General features: G+C 70.7%; 20 protein-coding genes. 15 read left to right on the top strand and 5 right to left on the bottom strand.

Features of this window, described 5'->3' with window-relative positions; translation table 11 throughout:
• Positions 1–69: 69 nt before the first annotated feature.
• The 7 genes from H0X90_RS08730 to H0X90_RS08700 all read left to right on the top strand — a co-directional run bounded on the left by H0X90_RS08730 (position 70) and on the right by H0X90_RS08700 (position 5,343).
• Positions 70–369, top strand: a complete 300-nt coding sequence (locus H0X90_RS08730) for a YXWGXW repeat-containing protein (RefSeq protein ID WP_006493271.1) — start codon at positions 70–72, stop codon at positions 367–369.
• Between the two features lie 226 nt (positions 370–595).
• Positions 596–1,381 carry an RNA polymerase sigma factor gene (locus tag H0X90_RS08725; protein ID WP_077056834.1) on the top strand — a complete coding sequence of 262 codons (786 nt, stop codon included), beginning with the start codon at positions 596–598 and terminating at the stop codon, positions 1,379–1,381.
• Positions 1,378–1,797: a hypothetical protein gene (locus H0X90_RS08720; RefSeq protein WP_062885567.1), complete on the top strand. Its 420-nt coding sequence runs from the start codon at positions 1,378–1,380 to the stop codon at positions 1,795–1,797. Before H0X90_RS08725 ends, H0X90_RS08720 begins: the two co-directional genes overlap by 4 nt.
• A complete protein-coding gene (locus H0X90_RS08715) occupies positions 1,794–2,297 on the top strand; it encodes a periplasmic heavy metal sensor (protein ID WP_006483702.1) in 504 nt (167 codons plus the stop codon). Before H0X90_RS08720 ends, H0X90_RS08715 begins: the two co-directional genes overlap by 4 nt.
• A gap of 216 nt (positions 2,298–2,513) precedes the next feature.
• Entirely contained in the window at positions 2,514–3,908 is a 1,395-nt protein-coding gene (locus tag H0X90_RS08710) for a DUF1800 family protein (protein ID WP_077189406.1), read from the top strand.
• A complete protein-coding gene (locus H0X90_RS08705; protein ID WP_171984138.1) occupies positions 3,905–5,068 on the top strand; it encodes a DUF1501 domain-containing protein in 1,164 nt (387 codons plus the stop codon). The genes H0X90_RS08710 and H0X90_RS08705 overlap by 4 nt, the downstream gene beginning before the upstream one ends.
• A gap of 56 nt (positions 5,069–5,124) precedes the next feature.
• Positions 5,125–5,343, top strand: coding sequence for a YXWGXW repeat-containing protein (locus H0X90_RS08700; RefSeq protein ID WP_006483699.1), 219 nt, complete (start codon positions 5,125–5,127; stop codon positions 5,341–5,343).
• Positions 5,344–5,469: 126 nt separating this feature from the next.
• Here the strand turns inward: H0X90_RS08700 and H0X90_RS08695 are convergent, their stop codons facing one another.
• The 3 genes from H0X90_RS08695 to H0X90_RS08685 all read right to left on the bottom strand — a co-directional run bounded on the left by H0X90_RS08695 (position 5,470) and on the right by H0X90_RS08685 (position 8,805).
• Entirely contained in the window at positions 5,470–6,669 is a 1,200-nt protein-coding gene (locus H0X90_RS08695; RefSeq protein WP_077189408.1) for a tyrosine-type recombinase/integrase, read from the bottom strand.
• Positions 6,670–6,762: 93 nt separating this feature from the next.
• On the bottom strand, positions 6,763–7,518 hold the full coding sequence (locus H0X90_RS08690; RefSeq protein WP_077189409.1) for an SDR family NAD(P)-dependent oxidoreductase: 756 nt from the start codon (positions 7,516–7,518) through the stop codon (positions 6,763–6,765).
• Between the two features lie 111 nt (positions 7,519–7,629).
• Positions 7,630–8,805 carry a LuxR family transcriptional regulator gene (locus H0X90_RS08685; protein ID WP_006483696.1) on the bottom strand — a complete coding sequence of 392 codons (1,176 nt, stop codon included), beginning with the start codon at positions 8,803–8,805 and terminating at the stop codon, positions 7,630–7,632.
• 222 nt (positions 8,806–9,027) lie between these two features.
• Between H0X90_RS08685 and H0X90_RS08680 the strand changes: the two genes are divergently transcribed.
• Positions 9,028–9,408, top strand: a complete 381-nt coding sequence (locus H0X90_RS08680; protein ID WP_077189410.1) for a DUF4377 domain-containing protein — start codon at positions 9,028–9,030, stop codon at positions 9,406–9,408.
• A 9-nt stretch (positions 9,409–9,417) separates the two neighbouring features.
• Here H0X90_RS08680 and H0X90_RS08675 read toward each other — a convergent pair whose 3' ends face one another.
• Positions 9,418–10,806, bottom strand: coding sequence for a DHA2 family efflux MFS transporter permease subunit (locus H0X90_RS08675; protein ID WP_058903598.1), 1,389 nt, complete (start codon positions 10,804–10,806; stop codon positions 9,418–9,420).
• A gap of 156 nt (positions 10,807–10,962) precedes the next feature.
• On the opposite strand from H0X90_RS08675, the gene H0X90_RS08670 reads away from it, so the two are divergent.
• The gene (locus tag H0X90_RS08670) at positions 10,963–11,823 is read left to right on the top strand and encodes a LysR family transcriptional regulator (RefSeq protein ID WP_006483122.1); all 861 of its coding nucleotides are present in this window, start codon (positions 10,963–10,965) and stop codon (positions 11,821–11,823) included.
• A 60-nt stretch (positions 11,824–11,883) separates the two neighbouring features.
• On the opposite strand, the gene H0X90_RS08665 is transcribed toward H0X90_RS08670, so the two are convergent.
• Complete coding sequence (locus H0X90_RS08665; RefSeq protein WP_077189411.1) at positions 11,884–12,234, bottom strand: VOC family protein; 351 nt, start codon at positions 12,232–12,234, stop codon at positions 11,884–11,886.
• A 260-nt stretch (positions 12,235–12,494) separates the two neighbouring features.
• Between H0X90_RS08665 and H0X90_RS08660 the strand changes: the two genes are divergently transcribed.
• The 6 genes from H0X90_RS08660 to H0X90_RS08635 all read left to right on the top strand — a co-directional run bounded on the left by H0X90_RS08660 (position 12,495) and on the right by H0X90_RS08635 (position 19,967).
• A complete protein-coding gene (locus H0X90_RS08660) occupies positions 12,495–13,634 on the top strand; it encodes an LLM class flavin-dependent oxidoreductase (RefSeq protein WP_006493091.1) in 1,140 nt (379 codons plus the stop codon).
• A 163-nt stretch (positions 13,635–13,797) separates the two neighbouring features.
• Complete coding sequence (locus H0X90_RS08655; protein ID WP_059720819.1) at positions 13,798–14,991, top strand: acyl-CoA dehydrogenase family protein; 1,194 nt, start codon at positions 13,798–13,800, stop codon at positions 14,989–14,991.
• Positions 14,992–15,001: 10 nt separating this feature from the next.
• Complete coding sequence (locus H0X90_RS08650; protein ID WP_048988167.1) at positions 15,002–16,762, top strand: FAD-dependent oxidoreductase; 1,761 nt, start codon at positions 15,002–15,004, stop codon at positions 16,760–16,762.
• Positions 16,759–17,277, top strand: coding sequence for a flavin reductase family protein (locus H0X90_RS08645; protein ID WP_077189412.1), 519 nt, complete (start codon positions 16,759–16,761; stop codon positions 17,275–17,277). Before H0X90_RS08650 ends, H0X90_RS08645 begins: the two co-directional genes overlap by 4 nt.
• A 15-nt stretch (positions 17,278–17,292) precedes the next feature.
• Positions 17,293–18,342 carry a ferredoxin--NADP reductase gene (locus H0X90_RS08640; RefSeq protein ID WP_077189413.1) on the top strand — a complete coding sequence of 350 codons (1,050 nt, stop codon included), beginning with the start codon at positions 17,293–17,295 and terminating at the stop codon, positions 18,340–18,342.
• Positions 18,343–18,380: 38 nt separating this feature from the next.
• On the top strand, positions 18,381–19,967 hold the full coding sequence (locus tag H0X90_RS08635; RefSeq protein ID WP_077189414.1) for a FadD3 family acyl-CoA ligase: 1,587 nt from the start codon (positions 18,381–18,383) through the stop codon (positions 19,965–19,967).
• Positions 19,968–19,977: the final 10 nt, after the last annotated feature.

Genomic DNA, 19,977 nt, shown 5'->3' with positions numbered 1-19,977 from the left:
TCCCCCGTCCGCTCCGTTTAACGCATGAACGACCGCTTCCGGTCGATGCCCGTTATTTCGGAGTCTTTCATGAAACTTTCCGTTCCATTGCGATTGGCCGTCGGATGCCTGGCTGCGCTCGCGACGTCCGCCGTATTCGCGCAGGCCGTCATCGTCGCGCCTTACGCGCCGCCGCCGCCGCGCGTCGAAGTCATGCCGGCGCCGCGTGCCGGTTACGTATGGGATCAGGGCCACTGGCACTGGCGGCAGGGCCGCTACGTGTGGATTCCGGGCCACTGGCAAGTGGTGCGGGTCGGTTACCACTGGGTGCCCGGACACTGGGCCGCGCGCGGCCCGGCCTGGCGCTGGGTGCCGGGCCACTGGGCCTGACGTGCAGGCCGCCGCGCGGCACGCGATGCCGGCGCAGCGGATATTTCACGCAACATCATGAGTCGAAGCGATGCCTTTTCGAATCATCGTGATACTGGCGGCCGCGGCGATCGTGCTGGCCGGCTGCGTCGTGGTGCCGGCCCGTCCGGTGTATTACCGGCCCGCGCCGGTCGTCGTATATTGAGCGCGCCGGCCCACGCTCGCGTGGCGGGCTGCGAGGATCGACATGCGGCGCGAACCGGATGTCGATGAACCCGGCTCGGCCGGCACCGTGTGCGATGCCGGGCGCGACGCGCGCGGCGTCGACGCACCGTCGGCATGGCGCCGTCCGGCGATGGCCCGACGCATGCAAGGAGAGCACGACGATGAGCTTCAGCCGGGCGGCGGGTCCCGCCGCCGTGACAGTGCGGCGCGCACGCGCCGCGCGACGGAGCAGGCGGCGTTGAGCGATCGCGGCGACCGCGATCCGGACGCGGAACTCGTCGCACGTGTCGGCGCGCGCGATGCGTCGGCGGTGCGCGTGCTCGTCGCGCGCAAGCTGCCGCGGCTGCTCGCGTTGGCGACGCGCATGCTCGGCGACCGGAGCGAAGCCGAGGACGTCGCACAGGAGACGTTCCTGCGAATCTGGAACCAGGCGCCGCGCTGGCGCGAAGGCGAAGCGCGCTTCGACACGTGGCTGCATCGCGTCGTGCTGAACCTGTGCTACGACCGGTTGCGCGGCCGGCGCGAGGCGCCCGTCGATACGCTGCCCGACGTGCCCGACACGCAACCGGAGCCGGCCGCGCATGCGGAACTGCGTTCGCGCGATGCGCGCGTGCGGCAGGCGCTGGCCGCGTTGCCGCCGAGGCAGCGGGAAGCGCTGGTGCTCCAGTACTATCAGGACATGTCGAACGTGGAAGCGGCCAACCTGATGGGCATCACCGTCGATGCGCTGGAAAGCCTGCTCGCCCGTGCGCGGCGCAACCTGCGCGCGCAACTGGCCGGCGACCCACCTAGCGAGGACAAGCGATGACACCCGAACGATTTCGTACCATCGTCGCCGCGTACGGCTCGGACGCGCGGCGCTGGCCGGCCGGCGAGCGCGCGGCCGCCGAGGCGTGGGCGCACGCGAACCCGCGCGACGCGCTGCTGGCGCTCGACGATGCGGCCGACCTCGATGCGTGGCTCGCGTACGACACGGTCGCGCCTCCGGCGCCGGCGCTCGTCGAGCGCATCGTCGCGACGGCGCCCGCGCCGCAGCGCGCCCGCCGGCGCGGCGCCGTATGGTGGTCGGGCGCGGCGTTCGCGGGCGTCGGCCTGGCCGGCGCGCTCGCGGGGGCGGTGGCCGTGTCGATGCTGATGCTCGGCAGCGCGTCGCCGGCGCAGCACGAGCCGGGCTATCTGACGACGACGTTCGGCGGTCCGAGCGTGGACGGGAGTGACGAATGACCGAACGCGGCTGGAAATTCACCCTCGTCGGCTCGGTCGTGCTGAACGTGTTCATGCTCGGCGCGATCGGCGGCGGCGCGTATCAATGGTTCTCGACTCACCGCGACGGGCACGCGGCGGGCGCGCCCGCATCGCGCACCGCGTTGCGTTTCGCGGCGGACGGCTTGCCCGATGCGCGGCAGCGCGAGTTCGCCGCGGCGCTGAAGGCGGCTCGCAAGAGCGGTCGCGATTTCGCGCGCGAAGGGCGCGACGGCCGGATCACCGTGCTGGACCTGCTCGCCGCGCCGCAACTCGATCGCGCGGCGATCGATGCGGCGCTCGACCGCACGCGCGCGGCCGACACCGCGATGCGTGCGCAGGTCGAGCGCAGCGTCGTCGATTTCGCGGCGACGCTGACGCCCGACGAGCGCGCGAAGTTCGTCGACGGGTTGCAGCACAGCGGCAACTGGCGTTTGCCGCCGAGGCTGCAGAAGAAACCGGACGCGTCGACGAGCGAGTAAGCCGCGCGTGGGCGGCGCGCGATCTGCGCGCCGCTCGTGCGTCATGCGTGCGCCGGTTCCGGCGAATCGCGCGGTCGTTGTCCGTCGACGATCCACGCCGCCGTGTTGCGCGATTTCCGCCCGGCGCTTCCACAGCAAAAAATATTTTCCCGCCCCGCGACGGATTTCCCGGCGTGCTTGCGTTGAACGTGAATACGCACCGCAAGAGAGCCCGTCATGGACCACCCGAACGACGCCACGCCGGCCGCGATCGCGCTGAACCGCTTCGGTCTCGGCGCGCGCGCCGACGAAGCCCCGCCCGCCGACCCGAAGGCCGCATTGCTCGCCCAGTTCGACCGCTACGATGCGCGACCCGCCGCATGGGCCGGCGAGCCGGACGCGGTCACGCTCGCCACGCGCTTCGCGAACACCCGCAACGCGACGACGGGCGACGACGCGGCCGCGAAGCGCGCCACCGCGCAGTCGATCCGCCGCGACGGCTACGACGCGTATCGCGGCGCCGTCGCCGCGCGCATGAACAGCGCGCTGAACACGTCCACGCCGTTCGTCGAGCGTCTCGTGCATTTCTGGGCGAATCATTTCGCGGTGTCGGTCGACAAGGGGCAGGTGGCCGCGTACGCGGGCGCATTCGAACGCGACGCGATCCGTCCGCACGTGCTCGGCCGTTTCGAGGACATGCTCGTCGCCGTCGAGCAGCATCCCGCGATGCAGGTGTTCCTCGACCAGGCGCGCTCGGTCGGTCCCGACAGCCCGGCCGCACTGCGTGCGCAGGCACGCGATCCGTCCGCGAAGCGCGGGCTCAACGAGAACCTCGCACGCGAAATCATGGAGCTGCACACGCTCGGCGTGCGCACCGGCTACACGCAAGCCGACGTGACGGAATTCGCCCGCGCGCTGACCGGCTGGAGCATCGCCGGCGGGCGCGGGGCGCAACCGGGCGATGCGGCGCCGGGCGCATTCGTGTTCCGGCCGAATCTGCACGAACCCGGCACGCGCACGGTGATGGGGCGCACCTACGATCAACCGGGTGAAGCGCAGGCGCGCGCGATCCTGCGCGACCTCGCGCGATCGTCGGCGACCGGCCGACACATCGCGTTCCAGCTCGCCCGTCATGTCGTCGCCGACAATCCGCCGCCCGCGTTGACCGAGCGGCTCGCGCGCGTCTTCGATGCGAGCGGCGGCGACCTGCCGACCGTCTATCGCGCGCTCGTCGACGCGCCCGACGCGTGGTCGCCGGTCAACCGCAAGTTCAAGACGCCGTGGGAGTGGGCCGTGTCGTCGCTGCGCGGGCTCGGCTGGCGCGACACCGGTGATCTCAAGGCCGCGCCGCTGCTCGCCCAGCTCGGCCAGCCGGTGTGGCGGCCGGGTTCACCGGCCGGCTACGACGACGTCGCCGCGAGCTGGGCCGCGCCCGATGCGCTGGTGCGCCGCGTCGAGATCGCGCAGCGTCTGGCCGCACGCACGGGCGACCGGCTCGATCCGCGCACGCTCGGCAACACGCTGCTCGCCGGTTCGCTGAGCGCGCCGACCGCGACCGCGCTCGCGCGCGCCGAAAGCGCGACGACGTCGCTCGCACTGCTGCTCGTTTCGCCCGATTTCCAACGGAGATGACCATGGCACTGTCCCGCCGACGATTCCTCAGTGTGGCCGCGGCCGGCGCGGGCGCGATGCTCGTCGCGCCGCGGCTCGCGTTCGCGAATGTCGAGACCGACCGGCGCTTCGTGTTCGTGATCCAGCGCGGCGCGGCCGACGGCCTGAACATCGTCGTCCCGTATGCGGAGCCCGCGTATGCGTCGCTGCGCGGCCCGCTCGCGATCGACACGACGGCCGCGACGCGGCTCGACGGCACGTTCGCGCTGCATCCGTCGCTCGCGCAAACCGCGCAGATGTACCGCGACGGTCAGGCGCTGTTCGTCCATGCGATCGCGTCGCCGTATCGCGACCGCTCGCATTTCGACGGCCAGAACGTGCTCGAAACGGGCGGCCGGGCGCCGTACCAGGTCAAGGACGGCTGGCTGAACCGGCTCGCCGCGCTGCTGCCGGCGACGCGCGACAACGCAATCGCGTTCGCGCCGACCGTACCGCTCGCGCTGCGCGGCGCGGTGCAGGCCGCGTCGTATGCGCCATCCGGTTTGCCGGCCGCGCCGGACGATCTGCTCACGCGCGTGTCGGCGCTCTACGAAGCCGATGCGCAGCTCGGCCCGTTGTGGCAATCCGCGATGGAAGCACGCGGCCTCGCCGGCGACGCCCATGCGCGACAGGACCCGGCCGGCGTCGGCAAGCTCGCCGCGACGTTTCTCGCGCGCGACGACGGCCCGCGGATCGCGATGATCGAGACGGGCGGCTGGGATACCCATAGCGCGCAGAACGCGCGGCTCACGAATCAGTTGAAGGCGCTCGACACGATGCTCGCCGCGTTGCGCGACGGCCTCGGGCCCGCGTGGCAGCAGACCACGGTGCTGGTCGCGACCGAATTCGGCCGCACGGCCGCGGTGAACGGCACGGGCGGCACCGATCACGGGCAGGCGTCGGTCGCGATGCTCGCGGGCGGCGCGGTGGCAGGCGGCCGCGTGATCGCCGACTGGCCGGGGCTGCGGCCGGGCGACCTGTACGAAGGGCGCGACCTGAAGCCGACTGCGTCGCTCGATGCGCTGATCGCGGGCGCCGCCGCCGACAGCCTGCGGCTCGACCCGCGCCGCACCGCATCCGCGCTGTTCGCGGAAAGCGGTGCGACACGGCCGATGAGCGGCCTGATTCGCGCAGCCGCGTGACGCGTCGTGTCGCCGCGATCGGCCGACAACCGATGACACAACAGGGAGCATCGACAATGAAGATCCGGTCTGTTTCGCTCGCCATGCTGGTGAGCGCGAGCGCCGTGCTGATGTCCGCGTGCGTGGTCGAGCCCGTGCGGCCGCCGCAGCCCGCGCCCGTCGCCGAGGTGGCCCCGCCGCCGCCCGCACCCGGCTATCGCTGGGCCAGGGGGCATTACCGGTGGGCCGGCAATCACTGGGCGTGGGTGCCCGGGCACTGGGTGGCGGTGTACTGACACGGCAAGCGTGTCGACGTGTCGCGCGGCGGGATCGACGCGCCGGAGCAAGCGGCCATGCAAAGTGCCGCAGCCACGGCGGATCTCGGCGGGATCGACCTCGTCCGTCGAGCGGCGGAACGCAGTCTAGTCCCACCCGATCCGGTGCTTCGCTTGCGTCTCGCGATGGCGCCAGTCGTCGTCCGCGTGAAGATACTGGCTCGTCGTCGTGAGCGACACATGGCCGAGGTTGTCGCGCACGAGCCGCAGATCGACGCGGCCGTCGGCCATGTGCGAGCCCGCGCTGTGACGCAGCCAGTGCGCGGACGCCTGTTCGAGCACGCGCGCCGCGTGCTCGCCGGCTTCGCCGCTCGCGCGCAGCCGGTCGGCCGCGTGCCGGAACACCTGCTTCACGATCCGGTGCAGTGCCGCACGCGTGAGCGGCTTGCGCGCCTGGCCGACCGGCAGCACGAGCGGCGTCGGCTCGCCGTCGACCGGCAGCGCGGGCAGGCCGTGCGCACGCCGGTAGCGCGCCAGCTCGGTCATCATCTCGTCGGTGGCCGGCACGAGCCGCTGCCGGCCGCCTTTGCCCGTCACGTCGAGCCACCAGCGTTCGTGCCCGTCCGCATCGCGGCGGCAGAAGAACCGGCCCATCGTCGTATCGGCCGCTTCGGTGATGCGCAGCCCGCCGAGATACAGCAACGTGAACAGCCAGCGCGCGCGATCCGCATGGAAGCGGGCGCGTGCATCGTCGCGCGGCATCGCGGCGATCGCATCCTTCACCGCTTGCCACAGCGGCTGCCCGAGATGGCGCGTGACGCGCGGCGCGGGCCGGCGCTGCCGCTGCCGCGACAACGCGAGCGGATTGCCGGCCAGATAGCCGGCCTGCACGAGCCACGAGAACATCACGTTCAGGATCACCAGCGCCTGCCGCTGGCTGGCTGCCGACAGCGGCCCGTAAAACGGCCGCCAGCGCGGATCGTCGCGCGGATGCTTGCGGCCGCCGTTCGCGCACCACAGCTCGGCCGGCGCGGGCGCGAGCAGGAATTGCCGGTACACGACGAGATCCTCGTGCGTGAGCGACGACAGCGGCTTGCCGCACGCGATCACGGCCCACAACAGCAGGCGCTCGGCTTCCTTGCGGTAGTTCTGGAAGGTGGTCGGCGTATCGACGAAGCGTGCGAGCCAGGCGCGCACGGCGTCGAGGTCATGGGTCGCGGCGATCTGCGGATGCGCGCTGCCCGAGCGGTTGGTGCCCGTGCGTCCGTCGAGCGCGGCCGGCACGGTCAGCGTATCGATCGGCAGCGGGCGCAGCGCGGTGTCGTCGGACGAAGCGGATGAGGTCATGCGAAGGAAACGCGCTGCGCGAACCGCGCGGGCGTGGCCGGGCGGACGAAGGCAGCGCGCCAAAGCGTATCGGGAAGCGCCGATGGTACACGATCACCACACGGTGAAGCCGCCGTCGACGGCGATCGCCTGGCCGGTCACGAAGCGTGCGGCGGGCGAGCACAGCCACATCACCGTTTCCGCGACGTCGCGCGGCTCGCCGAGCCGTGCCATCGGCGTGGCCTGCATCAGCCGCGCCATGTCGGCGCGGTTGTCCGGCCGGTCGGTGATCGCCGTGTTCGCGATGCCGCCGGGGCACACGGCGTTCACGCGAATGCCGCGGCTCGCATAGTCGAGCGCCACCGCTTTCGTGAGGCCGACGACACCGCTTTTCGACGCCGAATACGCGGCGAGCCCGGGGCCGCTGACGAGCCCCATGATCGACGACGTGTTGACGATCGCGCCGCCGCCCGATTGCAGCATGTGCCGGCATTCGTGCCGGATGCACAGCCACACGCCTTTCAGGTTGACCGCGATCGTGCGGTCCCATTCGTCCTCGTCGAATTCGGCGGCCGGTGCGCCGCGCGGCGCGATGCCCGCGTTGTTGAACGCGAGGTCGAGGCGGTCGAAGGTGTCGACCGTCATGTCGATCGCATGGCGCACGTCGGCGTCGCGCGACACGTCGGTGCGCAGCACGATCGCCTTCGCGCCGAGGCGCTCGATCTCGTGCGCGGTGTCTTCCGCGGCCGCCACGGCGGTGTCCAGCAGCGCGACCTGCGCGCCGGCTTCGGCGAAGCACAGCGCGGCCTGGCGTCCGATGCCGGTCGCCGCGCCGGTCACGACGGCGACTTGTCCTGCGAAGCGTTCCATTCCTGTCTCCTGAAGCGCGGGTCGGACGGACAGGTTAGGCGGGCTGCGCCGATGCTTCGACGTTGAAACGGACTAGGCGGATTCGGCGGTGGCGGCATTGCGGCGAACGCTTCACCCCAGCGACAGCACGCTGTTCAACAACAGCCGCACCAGCGTCGCCTGCCGCGTGACACCTGTCTTCGAAAAGATCGCACGCAGATGCGAGCGCGCGGTGTTCTTGCTGATCGCCAGCTCGTCGGCCGCTTCCTCGAGCGTCTGTCCGTTGACGAGCGCGAGCGCCAGCGCGGTCTCGGCCGGCGTCAGGTCGAACAGCTTGCGCACGATCTCGTGCGACGCCTGCGACTTGCGCTCGGCATCGCGGATGAAGATCGCGCACGCCGGCCGGCGCGGATTGTCCTCCGACCACTCGCTGAGCGGCACCGCGCGGATCAGCACGCCGAGCCGCGGCTTGCCGGACGGGCGCGGCACCGCGATCGCGTGCGCGACCGACGGCGTGCTGCCCGTGCGTTCCGCGAGCACCTGGCGGATCAGCTTCTGCAGCTTGCGGTCCTCCAGCGGATACGACGCTTCGAGCGCGCCGCCGCGCACGCGCAGGCCGTCGCATTCGGCGAAGATCTCGTCGGCGACGGAATTGGTCTTCATGATCGCGCCGCGCTCGTCGAGGATCGCGGTGCCGACGAGCATGCGGTCGATCGTGCTCGCATACAGCGTGCGCTCGGATTCGACCATCCCGAACTTCGCGTGCAGCCGCACCGCGCGCTTCAGGTGCGGCAGCAGCGCGTTGCACACGGCCTTGTCGGTCGCCGAGAATGCGTGGTCGCGATGCGAACGGCACACGCGAAAGCGGCACTCGACGCCGTCGTGCGTGCGCAGGTCGGCGCCCATCAGATGGCCGACGTCGAGCGGCTTCAGGAATTCGGCATACATCGCGCTGTTGCGCCAGACGCCGGCGCCGAGCAACTCGTCGACCGTGACGACGCGATCGGTCGGCAGGTTCACGAACGGGTCGAGCGCGTAGTAGTAGCTGTTGTACGACGCGACGCCCGGCAGCGGCGCGCTGTTTTCCGACGCATTGATCATCAGCCCCGCATGGCCGCTGGCGGGCCAGCGCAGGATCATCGTCGCGTAGTTCGCGTGCAGATGCACGCGGATCTGTTCGAGCGCGCCGCCCCACGGGACGTCCTCGAGCGGGCCTTCGTAGATCTTCGTGAGCAAGGCGTCGAACTGCTCGAGCGTCAGTTTCGACTGGGCAAGATGCGGCGGCAGGGCCGCGGTCGCCGTGGTCATTCGGGTTGTCTCCTGTTGCGGCCGCCGGGTCGCGATGCGCTCGGCGTGCACGTGCGGACCGCCGGCGACTGCGCAGAGCGGAACCGGAACACGGTAACGTATCGGCGCGCGCGCGACATCCCATAAATGAGGGTGGTCGAACCGGTTTTGTAAGGTATTTGTGAACTTTCGCGCCGGGCGGCTCGTCTAATCGGCCCTCCAACGCTCCCAGAGGAACATCAGATGATTCGCCCCTCCCGAACGCTGCTTGGCGCGGCCATCCTTGCCGGCAGCACGCTCCTCGCCGGATGCCAGACCGATGCGGCGGCCACCGCGCCGGCCGCGGCCCGCCCGGCCGACGGCAAGCCCGTGACCCGGACCGTCTACGTCGCGCCGCAGTCCGCGCGCTGCACGGGTGTCGCGCCGATGGAGTGCCTGCAGGTGCGCAGCAGCCCGGGCGAGCCGTGGAGCCTGTGGTACGCGGGTATCGACGGCTTTGCGTACCAGCCCGGCTACCTGTACACGCTCGAAGTCGACGAATATCGCGTCGCGCAGCCGCCGGCCGACGGTTCGTCGATCCGCTGGGTGCTCAAGCGCGTCGTCGAGCGCCGCCTGGTGAACTGACGGCCGCGATCACGCGGAAGGGCGCGCCGCCGCATGGGCCGGCGGCGCGGCCGTATCGATCCGCCGGAACACGACGGACGACAGCAGCGTCACGGCGCCCATGCACGCGAACGACAGCATGAACCCGTGCGCCATCGAGCCGCGATAGGCGGCGAACAGGTTGACGAGCCCGCCGCCGATCGAGACGCCCAGACCCATCGCGAGCATCTGCATCATCGTGAACAGGCTGTTGCCGCTGCCGGCGTCGGCATGCGACAGCCCCTTGAGCGTCACGCCGTTCATCGCCGCGAACTGCATCGAATTCGCCGCGCCGAACACGATCAGCAGCACGCCTTCCAGCACCGGCGCGGGCCGCGCCGACACCAGCGCGAACCCCGCGATCGCGCAGCCGACGATCCCCGTATTCACGACCAGAAACGTCGCATAGCCGAAGCGCTTCACGAGCGGCGCGATCCACCGTTTCGCGACGACGCCCGCGATCGCGGCCGGCAGCATCATCAGCCCCGACTGCAGCGGCGTATAGCCGAGCTGCACCTGCATCAACAGCGGCAGCATGAACGGCACCGAACTCGTGCCGATCCGGCACAGCAGGTTGCCGAGCAGCCCGGACCCGAAGTTCGGCTCGCGGAACAGCCCGAGCCGGAACAGCGGCTGCGCGCGTCGCCGCGCGTGCGGCAGGTACGCGAGCGCGCTTGCCAGCCCGAGCACCGCGAGCGCGGCCGCCCACGCGGCGCGGTGCGCGGACATCGGCGGGTCGATCGCGAGCGACAGCGCGATCATCGCGGCCGACAGCAGCGCGCAGCCGACGAAGTCGAACGGCGGCGGCTGCGTCGCCTGGTCGTGCGGCAGGTAGCGCTGCACGGCGATGAAGCCGACCACGCCGACCGGCACGTTGACGATGAACACCCAGTGCCACGAAATCGCCTGCGTGAGCCAGCCGCCGAGCGTCGGCCCGACGATCGGGCCGAGCTGGCCGGCGATCGACACGAACGCGATCGCCGCGACGTACTGTTCGCCCGGCACGCGACGCAGCACGGCGAGCCGCCCGATCGGCAGCAGCATCGAGCCGCCGATGCCCTGCACGGCGCGCGCGACGACCAACTGGCCGAGCGTATGCGACGCCGCGCAGCCGATCGACGCGAGCACGAACACGAGGATCGCGACCGAGAACACGCGGCGCGTGCCGAACCGGTCGGCGAGCCAGCCGGACGCCGGCGTGAGCATCGCCATCGTCAGCGTGTAGACGACCACGACGGGCTGCATCGCGAGCGGCGACGCCTGCAGGCTTTGGGCGATCGACGGCAGCGCGGTGTTGACGATCGTCGTGTCGAGCGACTGCATGAAGAACGCAGCGGCGACGATCCAGAGCAGCGCGGAGTGTGTGGGTTCCCGGGACATGGCGAAATCGGTGGGCGAAAGTCCGGCGGGCGGCGCCGCTGCGCGGTCGCGCGGCGCGTGCCGGACGTCGAGCGCTCGATGGTACCGATTCCGCTGGTCATCGGGAAGCCGCCTCAAGGCATTGACTGTCATCGGAAATGACGATGACAATGCGGGATGCTCAATCCCGTCTGGCTCAAGACGTTCGCGACCGTCACGAACTGCCGCAGCTTCACCGAAGCGGGCCGGCAGCTCGGGCTCAACCAGTCGAGCGTCAGCGAACACATCCGTCGCCTCGAAGAGAGCGTCGGCCGCCGGCTGTTCGTGCGCGATACCCATTCGATCGCGATGACGGCCGACGGCGAGGCGCTGCTCGTGCACGCGAACGTGATCCTGCAGGCGCTGAACCGCGCCGAATCGCAATTTCGCAAGCCGCGGCTGCAGGGGCGCGTGCGGCTCGGCGCGTCGGACGATCTCGCGCTCGTCGCGCTGCCGGAGGTGCTGGCCGGGTTCCGCGCCGCGCATCCCGATGTCGCGCTGGAAATCACCACCGGCATGACGAGCCGGCTCTACGCACTGATGGACGCGGGCGCGCTCGACCTGATGATCGGCAAGCGGCGGCTCGGCGAACGGCGCGGCACGCCGCTGCTGCGCGCGCGGCTCGAATGGGTCGCGCGGCCGGGCACCGTCGTCGATCTGGAGCGCCCGCTGCCGCTCGTGCTGGTGGCCGAGCCGAGCGTCACGCGCGCGGTGGTGCTGAACGCGCTCGCGGAAAAGGGCATCGGCTGGGAAGTCGTGTGTTCGAGCAGCAGCCAGCCGGGCTGCATCGCGGCCGCGCGCGCGGGGCTCGGGCTGACCGCGACGTCGCAGTACCTGTCCGCGCGCGGCCTGGCGCCGCCCGTGAACGGCGACGGGCTGCCCGCGCTGCCCGACGTCGAATTCATCGCGCTGGCCGCGAAGCGGCTCAGCCAGCCGGCCGGCACGTTGCTCGAGCTGCTGGAAACCAGCGATCTGCGCGCGTCGGGCGCGGACGCGTGACGCCGGCTACGCCCGCTCGGCATCCGGCGCGCGTGCATCCGGCGGCCGCGCCGTGCATCGTCATGCCGGCCGTTTCTGCGAAATCACCAGCAACGCGCCGTTCCTGTCCTCCAGCACCGCGCGGTATTCGTGCGGTCCGGCCTGCACGGGCACGCGCACCGATGCGCCGGCCTTCACGACCCGCGCCATCGCCGCATACAGGTCGTCGTCCTCGTCGACGCGCAGCGTGAGCGCCGCGCGCTCGACGATCTGCTCGTCGCCCGCGACCAGCGCGATCGTCAGCGGGCCGCCGTCGAGCGCGCAATAACGGTCGCCGTCGCGAAACTTCACGTTCAGGCCGAGCCCGTCGACGAACAGCGGCAACGCCGTGTCGATGTCGTCGACCGGATACAGCAGCATCGATACCTTCATCCCGGTTCTCCCTTGTCTTGATGTGGGCGGCGTGCAGTGCGCCGTCGTCCGATGCTAGCGCGCCGCTCGCGCGCTCACGCAGTCCGATCGGATGACCGTGAAACCCCTCTGTCGCCGCGGGCGTCCGGCTACTCCGAACAGATGATGCCCGCGCCAGCCGGCGCGCCGACACTCCCATTCGTGGACCGTCGCTATTCGTCCGTATCGTGCGGGCGGCCTGCGCGACCCCGATTCGTCCAACAGACATGGAGACGCACGCAATGAAGTTTTCCCTCATCTACGAAGCCCAGACCACCGACGCGTCGCGCGAGGGCGACCACCGGGTGTTCAAGGAAACGGTCGAACAGGCGCTGCTCGCCGAGCAGGTCGGTTTCGACACGATCTGGTGCGTGGAACACACGTCGCTGACCAACTATGCGCACATGAGCGCGCCGGAAACCTTCCTCGCGTACCTGGCCGGCCGCACGACGCGCATCGGCCTCGGCCACGGCGTCGTGTGCCTGCCGCCGGCGATGAATCACCCGATCAAGGTGGCCGAGCGGGTCGCGCTGCTCGACATCCTGTCGGGTGGCCGCGTGCATTTCGGCGTCGGCAAGGGCGGCAGCCAGCAGGAAGCCGGCGCGTTCGGCTACGACCTCGACGCGCTGCAGCCGATGATCGACGAATCGATGTACCTCGTGCCGAAGATGTTCGTGCAGGACGAGATCGAGCACGACGGCCAGTACATCAAGATTCCGAAGCGCCCGATCCACCCGAAGCCGTTCCAGGACCCGCACCCGCCGATGTACCTCGCATGCACCAACACCGACGCGCTGCTGCGCGCCGGCCAGCGCGGGATGGGCGCGCTGGTGCTCGGCTTCGGCGGCCCCGACGAAGTCGCGAAGAAGAACGCGGTGTACCGCGACGCATGGGCGAACCGCAAGCCGGAAGACCAGGTCGGCTTCCGCCCGACGCAGCACCTCGCCGCGCTGTGCCCGACGGTCGTGATGGCGGACGGCCAGGCGGCCCGCAAGATCGGCATCCGCGGCCAGCGCTACTTCATGGAATCGCTCGCGTACTGGTACACGGGCGGCGAGCGGCCGGACCCGGCGAAGTGGGGCGACGACCTCGTGCAGGCCGACACCGGCGAGATGGTGATCCGCTCGCGCTTCGCGTCGGAGGAAGTCGTCGTGAACTTCGCCGACCCGGCGCTCGCGATGATGAACCCGAACCACGCGTACGGCACGGTGGACGACTGCATCGGCTATGTCGGCCGCCTGCAGGCAGCCGGCGTCGACGAAGTGTTGTTCCTGTGCCAGATGGGTACGGTGCCGCACGAAGCGCAGATGGAGACGATCCGCAACATCGGCGAGCACGTGATCCCGTTCTTCAATCGCGAGAAGGAACGGGCCTGCGCGTGATGCACCGGGCCGCGCCCGTCGTCCGGTCGGACGATGCGGCGCGCTCGCGCGAAGCCGACCATCGGTGGTGGCGAGCATCGCCCGCGGCCAGGCCGCGCCGAACAACTTTGAACGGGAGCGGGGCGGGCGCCGCGGCGCCGCCCCCGTTCCACAGGAGACATTCGTGCATCGCGACAACGATTCGAACGCATTGGCCGCCACGCTGATCGCCCGGGCCGAGGCGCTGGCGCCGACGCTGGCCGGCCGCGCCGCGCACGCGCAAGCGCAGGGCCGCATCCCGGCCGAGACGATCGCCGACATGCAGGCCGCCGGCTTCTTCAAGGTGCTGCAGCCGAAGCGTTACGGCGGCTACGAGCTCGATCCGCAGACCTTCTTCGAGATCCAGATGGCGCTCGCGCGCGGCTGCATGTCGACCGCGTGGGTGTACGGCGTCGTCGGCGTGCACAACTGGCAGCTCGCGCTGTTCGACGAACGCGCGCAGCAGGACGTGTGGGGCAACGATCCGGCGACGCTGATCGCGTCGACCTACATGCCGGTCGGCCGCGTGACGCCGGTGGACGGCGGCTTCCGGCTGTCGGGCCACTGGAAGTTCTCGAGCGGCAGCGAACTGTGCGAATGGGTGTTCCTCGGCGCGCTGGTGCCGCCGGCCGAGGCCGGCCAGCCGCCCGAATACCGCACCTTCCTGCTGCCGAAAGCCGACTACCGGATCGAGCAGGACTGGGACGTGCTCGGCCTGCGCGCGACGGGCAGCCACGACATCGTCGTCGACGACGCGTTCGTGCCTGCGTACCGCACGCACAAGGCGATCGACGGGATGATGGGCACGAGCCCCGGGCTGGCGGTCAACGACGCGCCGCTGTTCAAGCTGCCGTTCGCGCAGATTTTCGTGCGTGCGGTGTGCACGTCGTGCATCGGCGCGCTGCAGGGTGCGCTCGACGATTTCACCGGCTATGCGGCGACGCGCGTGTCCGCCAACAGCGGCGCGAAGACGACCGACGATCCGGGCGCGCAGCACGCATGCGCGAACGCGGCGGTGGCGATCGACGAGATGAAGGTGTTGCTCCAGCGCAATTTCGCGGAACTGATGGCGTCGGTGACCGGCGGCCCGGCGGTGTCGATCGAGCGCCGCGTGCATTTCCGCTACCAGTCCGCGCAGGTCGCCGAACGCTGCGCGCAGGCCGCGAACGCGCTGCTGCGCTATGCGGGCGGCAACGGCATCTATCACCGCAATCCGCTGGTGCGCCGCTTCCTCGACCTGCATGCGGCCCGCGCGCACTACGCGAACAACGTGGACCGCTTCGGCCAGAACCTCGGCGCGGTGATGCTCGGCCGCGAGAACACCGATTTCTTCATCTGACGGGGCCAGGATGAACGACACGCAAGCACGGCAATACGCGTTCGACGTGGTGGTCGTCGGCTCGGGCGCGGGCGCGCTGCTCGCCGCGTGCCGCGCGGCCGACCACGGGCTGTCCGTCGTGGTGATCGAGAAGACGGCGCGGTACGGCGGCACGTCGGCGGTATCGGGCGGCGGCATCTGGGTGCCGTGCAATCACCATATCGCCGAACTCGGCGCGACCGACTCGCGCGACGCCGCGCGCCGCTATCTCGACGCGTGCACGGCCGGCGCCTCGACGCCCGACAAGCTCGATGCGTATCTCGACCGCGCGCCGGAGATGCTGCGCTATCTGGAATCGAAGACGCCCGTGCGCTATCAGGCGCTGCCGATGTATGCGGACTATTTCCAGAAGCTGCCGGGCGCGATGCCGGGGTATCGCGCGCTCGATCCGCTGCCATTCGACGGCGGGCTGCTCGGCGACGAGTTCGAGCGGCTGCGGCCGCCGTCGCCCGGCACGCTGATCGGCGGGCGCGTCGCGGTGACGTCGAAGGAAGCGCATACGCTGTTCTCGCGCGGCCCCGGTTTCATGCGGCTCGCGATCGCGCAGTTCGGCCGCTACTGGCTCGATGTCGGCATGCGCCGCCGCACGCGGCGCGACCGGCGCCTGACGCTCGGCAATGCGCTGATCGGCGGGCTGCGTCGCGCACTGCTCGACCGTCACGTGCCCGTGTGGCTCGAGACGCCGATGCGCGACCTGCTCGAGGTGGACGGCCGCGTGACGGGCGTACGCGTGCAGCGCTTCGGACAGCCGGTGACGATCGCCGCGCGGCGCGGCGTGATCCTCGGCGCGGGCGGTTTCGAGCGCAACCAGCCGATGCGCGAACGTTACCTGCCGCAGCCGACCCGGACGCAGTGGAGCGCGACGCCGCCGTCCAACACGGGCGATGCGATTGCCGAAGGCCACCGGCTCGGCGGCGCGCTGGCGCTGATGGAGCACGTGTGGGGTGCGCCGACCGTCGGCGTCGCGGGCGAGGAGAAGCAGCGCGCGCTGTTCGTCGAACGCAACCTGCCGGGCTGCGTGATCGTCAACGGCCTCGGCCGGCGCTTCGTCAACGAGGCCGCGCCGTATTCCGAATTCGTGCCCGCGATGTATCGCGATCATGCGCGCACCGGCGCGAGCGTGCCGGCATGGATGGTGTTCGACGCGCGCTTTCGCCGCAAGTATCCGTGCGGGCCGATCATGCCGGCGTCGATGATGCCCGATTCGAGGATTCCGGATGCGTTTCGCGACGTGCTCGTGAAGGCCGACACGATCGACGCGCTGGCCGCGCGGATCGGCGTCGACGCGGCGGGGTTGCACGACACGCTGCGCGACATGGCGCGCTACGCGATCACCGGTGTCGACGAAGCGTTCGGCAAGGGCGACAACGCGTTCGACACGTATTACGGCGACCCGCGGAACCAGCCGAACCCGTGCCTGGGGCCGGTCGACCAGCCGCCGTTCTATGCGGTGCGGATCGACGCCGGCGACATCGGCACGAAGGGCGGGCTCGTCACCGACGCGCACGCCCGCGTGCTGCGCGCCGACGGCGAACCGATCGACGGCCTCTATGCGATCGGCAACACCAGCGCATCGATGATGGGCGCGAGCTACCCCGGCGCGGGCTCGACGCTCGGTCCGGCGATGACCTTCGGGTATCTCGCCGCCGATCACCTGGCCGCCCGCGCGGCCGACGCCGGCGGGCGGTCCGCCCGGCCATCCACGACAGAACCTGACGGAGTCCGATCATGAGCGATCTCACCCCCCATCCGCTGCGCACCGACATGCTGCTCGCGATGCGTCGCCTCGCGCGTTCGGTCACGGTCATCAGCAGCGCGCACGACGGCCGGCGCTACTCGATGTCCGCGACGGCGGTCGATTCGCTGTCGACCGATCCGCCGTCGCTGCTGATCTGCATCAACCGCACCGCGTCGCTGTATCCGCCGCTCGATGCGGGCGCGCTGTTCTGCGTGAACGTGCTGTCCGCGCGCCACGAAGGCATCGCGATCGACTGCAGCGGCCGCCTGAAGGGCGAAGCGCGCTTCACGACCGGCGACTGGCACACGTCGCCGCACGGCGTGCCGTATCTGCGCGATTCGCAGGCGAGCCTCGTGTGCGAGCAGGACGGCCGCTTCGAATACGGCACGCATACGGTGTTCATCGGGCGCATCCGCGAGGTGCTGATGAGCGGCGACGTCGATCCGCTCGTCTATCTCGACGGCGCCTATACGACACCCGGCGCGCCGGTGGCCCATGCGGCCGCGTGACGCAAGGAACCGGCGATGAGCGATTCACGCTTCCATCGGCTGACCGTGGCCGACGTGATTGCCGAGAGCGACGACGCGTGCTCGTTCGTGTTCGACGTGCCGGCCGCGTTGCGCGACGCGTTCGCGTACCGGCCGGGGCAGTTCCTGACGCTGAACGTGCCGTGCGCGGATGCGAGCGTCGCGCGCTGCTATTCGCTGTCCAGCGCACCCGGCATCGATGCGGCGCCGAAGATCACCGTCAAGCGCGTGCGTGACGGTCGCGCATCGAACTGGCTGTGCGATCGCGTGAAGGCGGGCGACGCGCTCGACGTGCTGCCGCCGGCCGGCGTGTTCACGCCGCGCACGCTCGACGGCGATTTGCTGTTGTTCGCGGGCGGCAGCGGCATCACGCCCGTGCTGTCGATCCTGAAATCGGCGCTCGTGCACGGCCGCGGGATGCTGACGCTGATCTATGCGAATCGCGACGAGCGTGCGGTGATTTTCCGCGACGAACTGCAGCAGCTCGCGCAGCGCCATCCGGGCCGCCTGCGCGTGATGCACTGGCTCGACAGCGTGCAGGGCATTCCGCAACAGCGCCATCTCGAGGAACTCGCGCGGCCGTTCAGCCAGCAGGAGACGTTCATCTGCGGGCCCGCGCTGTTCATGGAGAACGCGCTGGCCGCGATGCTCGGCCTCGGGCTGCCGCGTGCGCGCGTGCACGTCGAGCGGTTCGCGTCGCTGCCCGATGCGCCGGCGCAGGCAGGCGGCGCGCCGGTGGACGCGGCGCCGGCAACGTCGACGTCCGGTGCAGCTGCCGCGATCGAGACGGTGCTCGACGGCGACGCATTCGCGTTCGACGGCGAGCCCGGCGAAACGCTGCTCGACGCGATGCTGCGCGCGGGCGTCCCGGCGCCGAATTCGTGCCGGATGGGGCAATGCGGCGCGTGCATGTGCCGGATCGAGCGCGGCGCGGTCGCGCTCGACCGCAACCACGTGCTCGACGACGACGAGATCGCGGCCGGCTGGACGCTCGCCTGTTGCGCGCGGCCCGCGAGCGATGCGCTGCGCGTGGTGTTTCCCGACTGAGCCGTGGCGCGCCGGCGGCGCGCGCGGCAACCTGATCTATGACGATGGACAACGAAATCCTGACCACGCCCGCGCTGATCGCGCGGGCAGCCGCGCGCCACGGCGCGCATCCGGCGATCGAGTCGGAGCACGGCCGGCTGACCTACGCGGAACTCGACGCCGCGCGCATCGATGCGGCCCGCGCGCTGCTCGCGAGCGGCATCGATCCCGGCGACCGCATCGCGGTCTGGGCGCCGAACCTGCCGCAATGGATCGTCGCGGCGCTCGCGATCCATACCGTCGGCGCGGTTCTCGTGCCGGTCAATACGCGGATGAAGGGGATGGAGGTCGGCGGCATCCTGCACGACGGCGGTGCGCGGCTGCTGTTCTGCTGCGGCACCTTCCTCGGCGAATCCTATCCGGCGATGCTCGCGCCGCATCGGCCGGCGACGCTCGAGCGCGTCGTCGTGTTCGACGGCGAACCGCCTTCGGGGGCGCACGACGAGACCTGGAACGCGTTTCTCGCGCGCGGCGCGGCGGTGCCGCTTGCTGCGGTGCGCGAACGCGAGGCGCAGGTCACGCCCGACACCGTGATGGACCTGATGTTCACCTCCGGCACGACGGGGCGCCCGAAAGGCGTGATGACCGCGCACGGCCAGAACCTGCGTGCCGCGCAGGCGTGGGCGGCGATCGCCGGCGTGCGCCCGGACGACCGTTATCTAATCGTCAATCCGTTCTTCCATACGTTCGGCTACAAGGCCGGCTGGCTCGCCGCGCTGTCGAGCGGCGCGACCGTGCTGCCGCATCTGGTGTTCCAGCCGGACGACGTGCTGCGGCGCGTCGCCGCCGACCGCGTGTCGGTGCTGCCCGGCCCGCCGACGCTGTACTACGCGCTGCTCGACGCGCCCGATCGCGCGACGCGCGATCTGTCGTCGCTGCGGATCGCGGTGACGGGGGCGGCTGCGATCGCGCCGAGCCTGATCGAGCGGATGCGCGCGGAGCTCGGTTTCGAGACGGTGCTGACCGGCTATGGGCTCACCGAGTCGTGCGGCTTCGCGACGCTGTGCCGCCAGGGCGACGATGCCGAGACGGTCGCCCGTACGTCGGGCCGGCCGATGCCGGACGTCGAGCTGCGCATCGCGGGGCCGGGCGGCGAGCCGCTCGGGCCGGACGAGACCGGCGAGATCTGGGTGCGCGGCTACAACGTGATGCGCGGCTACTTCAACCAGCCGGACGCCACGCGCGAGACCGTCGATGCGGCGGGCTGGCTGCATACGGGCGATCTCGGCTGCGTCGACGCGAACGGCAATCTGAAGATCACCGACCGTATCAAGGACATGTTCATCGTCGGCGGTTTCAACTGCTATCCGGCGGAGATCGAGCGGCTGCTCGCCGCGCATCCGGCGATCGCGCAGGTCGCGCTGGTCGGCGTGCCCGACACGCGGCTCGGCGAAGTCGGGCACGCCTATGTCGTGCTGCGGCCCGGCGCGCACGTCGATGCCGACGAACTGAACGACTGGGCGCGCCGCAACATGGCGAACTACAAGGTGCCGAGGTATTTCACGTTCGTCGCGCAATTGCCGACGAGCGCGGCCGGCAAGGTGCTGAAGTACCGGCTGCGCGCGGCGACCGAGGCGGCGGCCTGAGCGAAGAAGC

Origin of the sequence: Burkholderia sp. 9775_39 (genome assembly GCF_015712225.1) — a bacterium.
Classification (GTDB): Bacteria; Pseudomonadota; Gammaproteobacteria; order Burkholderiales; family Burkholderiaceae; genus Burkholderia; species Burkholderia cenocepacia.
Note: the sequence above shows the minus strand (reverse complement) of the source record. Positions and strands in the feature narration are given on the sequence as shown.

What these genes read in the sequence shown, in the direction of transcription:
- H0X90_RS08730 (WP_006493271.1), top strand. Translation starts at nt 70, where the DNA reads ATGAAACTTTCCGTTCCATTGCGATTGGCCGTCGGATGCCTGGCTGCG.
- H0X90_RS08725 (WP_077056834.1), top strand. Translation starts at nt 596, where the DNA reads ATGCGGCGCGAACCGGATGTCGATGAACCCGGCTCGGCCGGCACCGTG.
- H0X90_RS08720 (WP_062885567.1), top strand. Translation starts at nt 1,378, where the DNA reads ATGACACCCGAACGATTTCGTACCATCGTCGCCGCGTACGGCTCGGAC.
- H0X90_RS08715 (WP_006483702.1), top strand. Translation starts at nt 1,794, where the DNA reads ATGACCGAACGCGGCTGGAAATTCACCCTCGTCGGCTCGGTCGTGCTG.
- H0X90_RS08710 (WP_077189406.1), top strand. Translation starts at nt 2,514, where the DNA reads ATGGACCACCCGAACGACGCCACGCCGGCCGCGATCGCGCTGAACCGC.
- H0X90_RS08705 (WP_171984138.1), top strand. Translation starts at nt 3,905, where the DNA reads ATGACCATGGCACTGTCCCGCCGACGATTCCTCAGTGTGGCCGCGGCC.
- H0X90_RS08700 (WP_006483699.1), top strand. Translation starts at nt 5,125, where the DNA reads ATGAAGATCCGGTCTGTTTCGCTCGCCATGCTGGTGAGCGCGAGCGCC.
- H0X90_RS08695 (WP_077189408.1), bottom strand. Translation starts at nt 6,669, where the DNA reads ATGACCTCATCCGCTTCGTCCGACGACACCGCGCTGCGCCCGCTGCCG.
- H0X90_RS08690 (WP_077189409.1), bottom strand. Translation starts at nt 7,518, where the DNA reads ATGGAACGCTTCGCAGGACAAGTCGCCGTCGTGACCGGCGCGGCGACC.
- H0X90_RS08685 (WP_006483696.1), bottom strand. Translation starts at nt 8,805, where the DNA reads ATGACCACGGCGACCGCGGCCCTGCCGCCGCATCTTGCCCAGTCGAAA.
- H0X90_RS08680 (WP_077189410.1), top strand. Translation starts at nt 9,028, where the DNA reads ATGATTCGCCCCTCCCGAACGCTGCTTGGCGCGGCCATCCTTGCCGGC.
- H0X90_RS08675 (WP_058903598.1), bottom strand. Translation starts at nt 10,806, where the DNA reads ATGTCCCGGGAACCCACACACTCCGCGCTGCTCTGGATCGTCGCCGCT.
- H0X90_RS08670 (WP_006483122.1), top strand. Translation starts at nt 10,963, where the DNA reads ATGCTCAATCCCGTCTGGCTCAAGACGTTCGCGACCGTCACGAACTGC.
- H0X90_RS08665 (WP_077189411.1), bottom strand. Translation starts at nt 12,234, where the DNA reads ATGAAGGTATCGATGCTGCTGTATCCGGTCGACGACATCGACACGGCG.
- H0X90_RS08660 (WP_006493091.1), top strand. Translation starts at nt 12,495, where the DNA reads ATGAAGTTTTCCCTCATCTACGAAGCCCAGACCACCGACGCGTCGCGC.
- H0X90_RS08650 (WP_048988167.1), top strand. Translation starts at nt 15,002, where the DNA reads ATGAACGACACGCAAGCACGGCAATACGCGTTCGACGTGGTGGTCGTC.
- H0X90_RS08645 (WP_077189412.1), top strand. Translation starts at nt 16,759, where the DNA reads ATGAGCGATCTCACCCCCCATCCGCTGCGCACCGACATGCTGCTCGCG.
- H0X90_RS08640 (WP_077189413.1), top strand. Translation starts at nt 17,293, where the DNA reads ATGAGCGATTCACGCTTCCATCGGCTGACCGTGGCCGACGTGATTGCC.
- H0X90_RS08635 (WP_077189414.1), top strand. Translation starts at nt 18,381, where the DNA reads ATGACGATGGACAACGAAATCCTGACCACGCCCGCGCTGATCGCGCGG.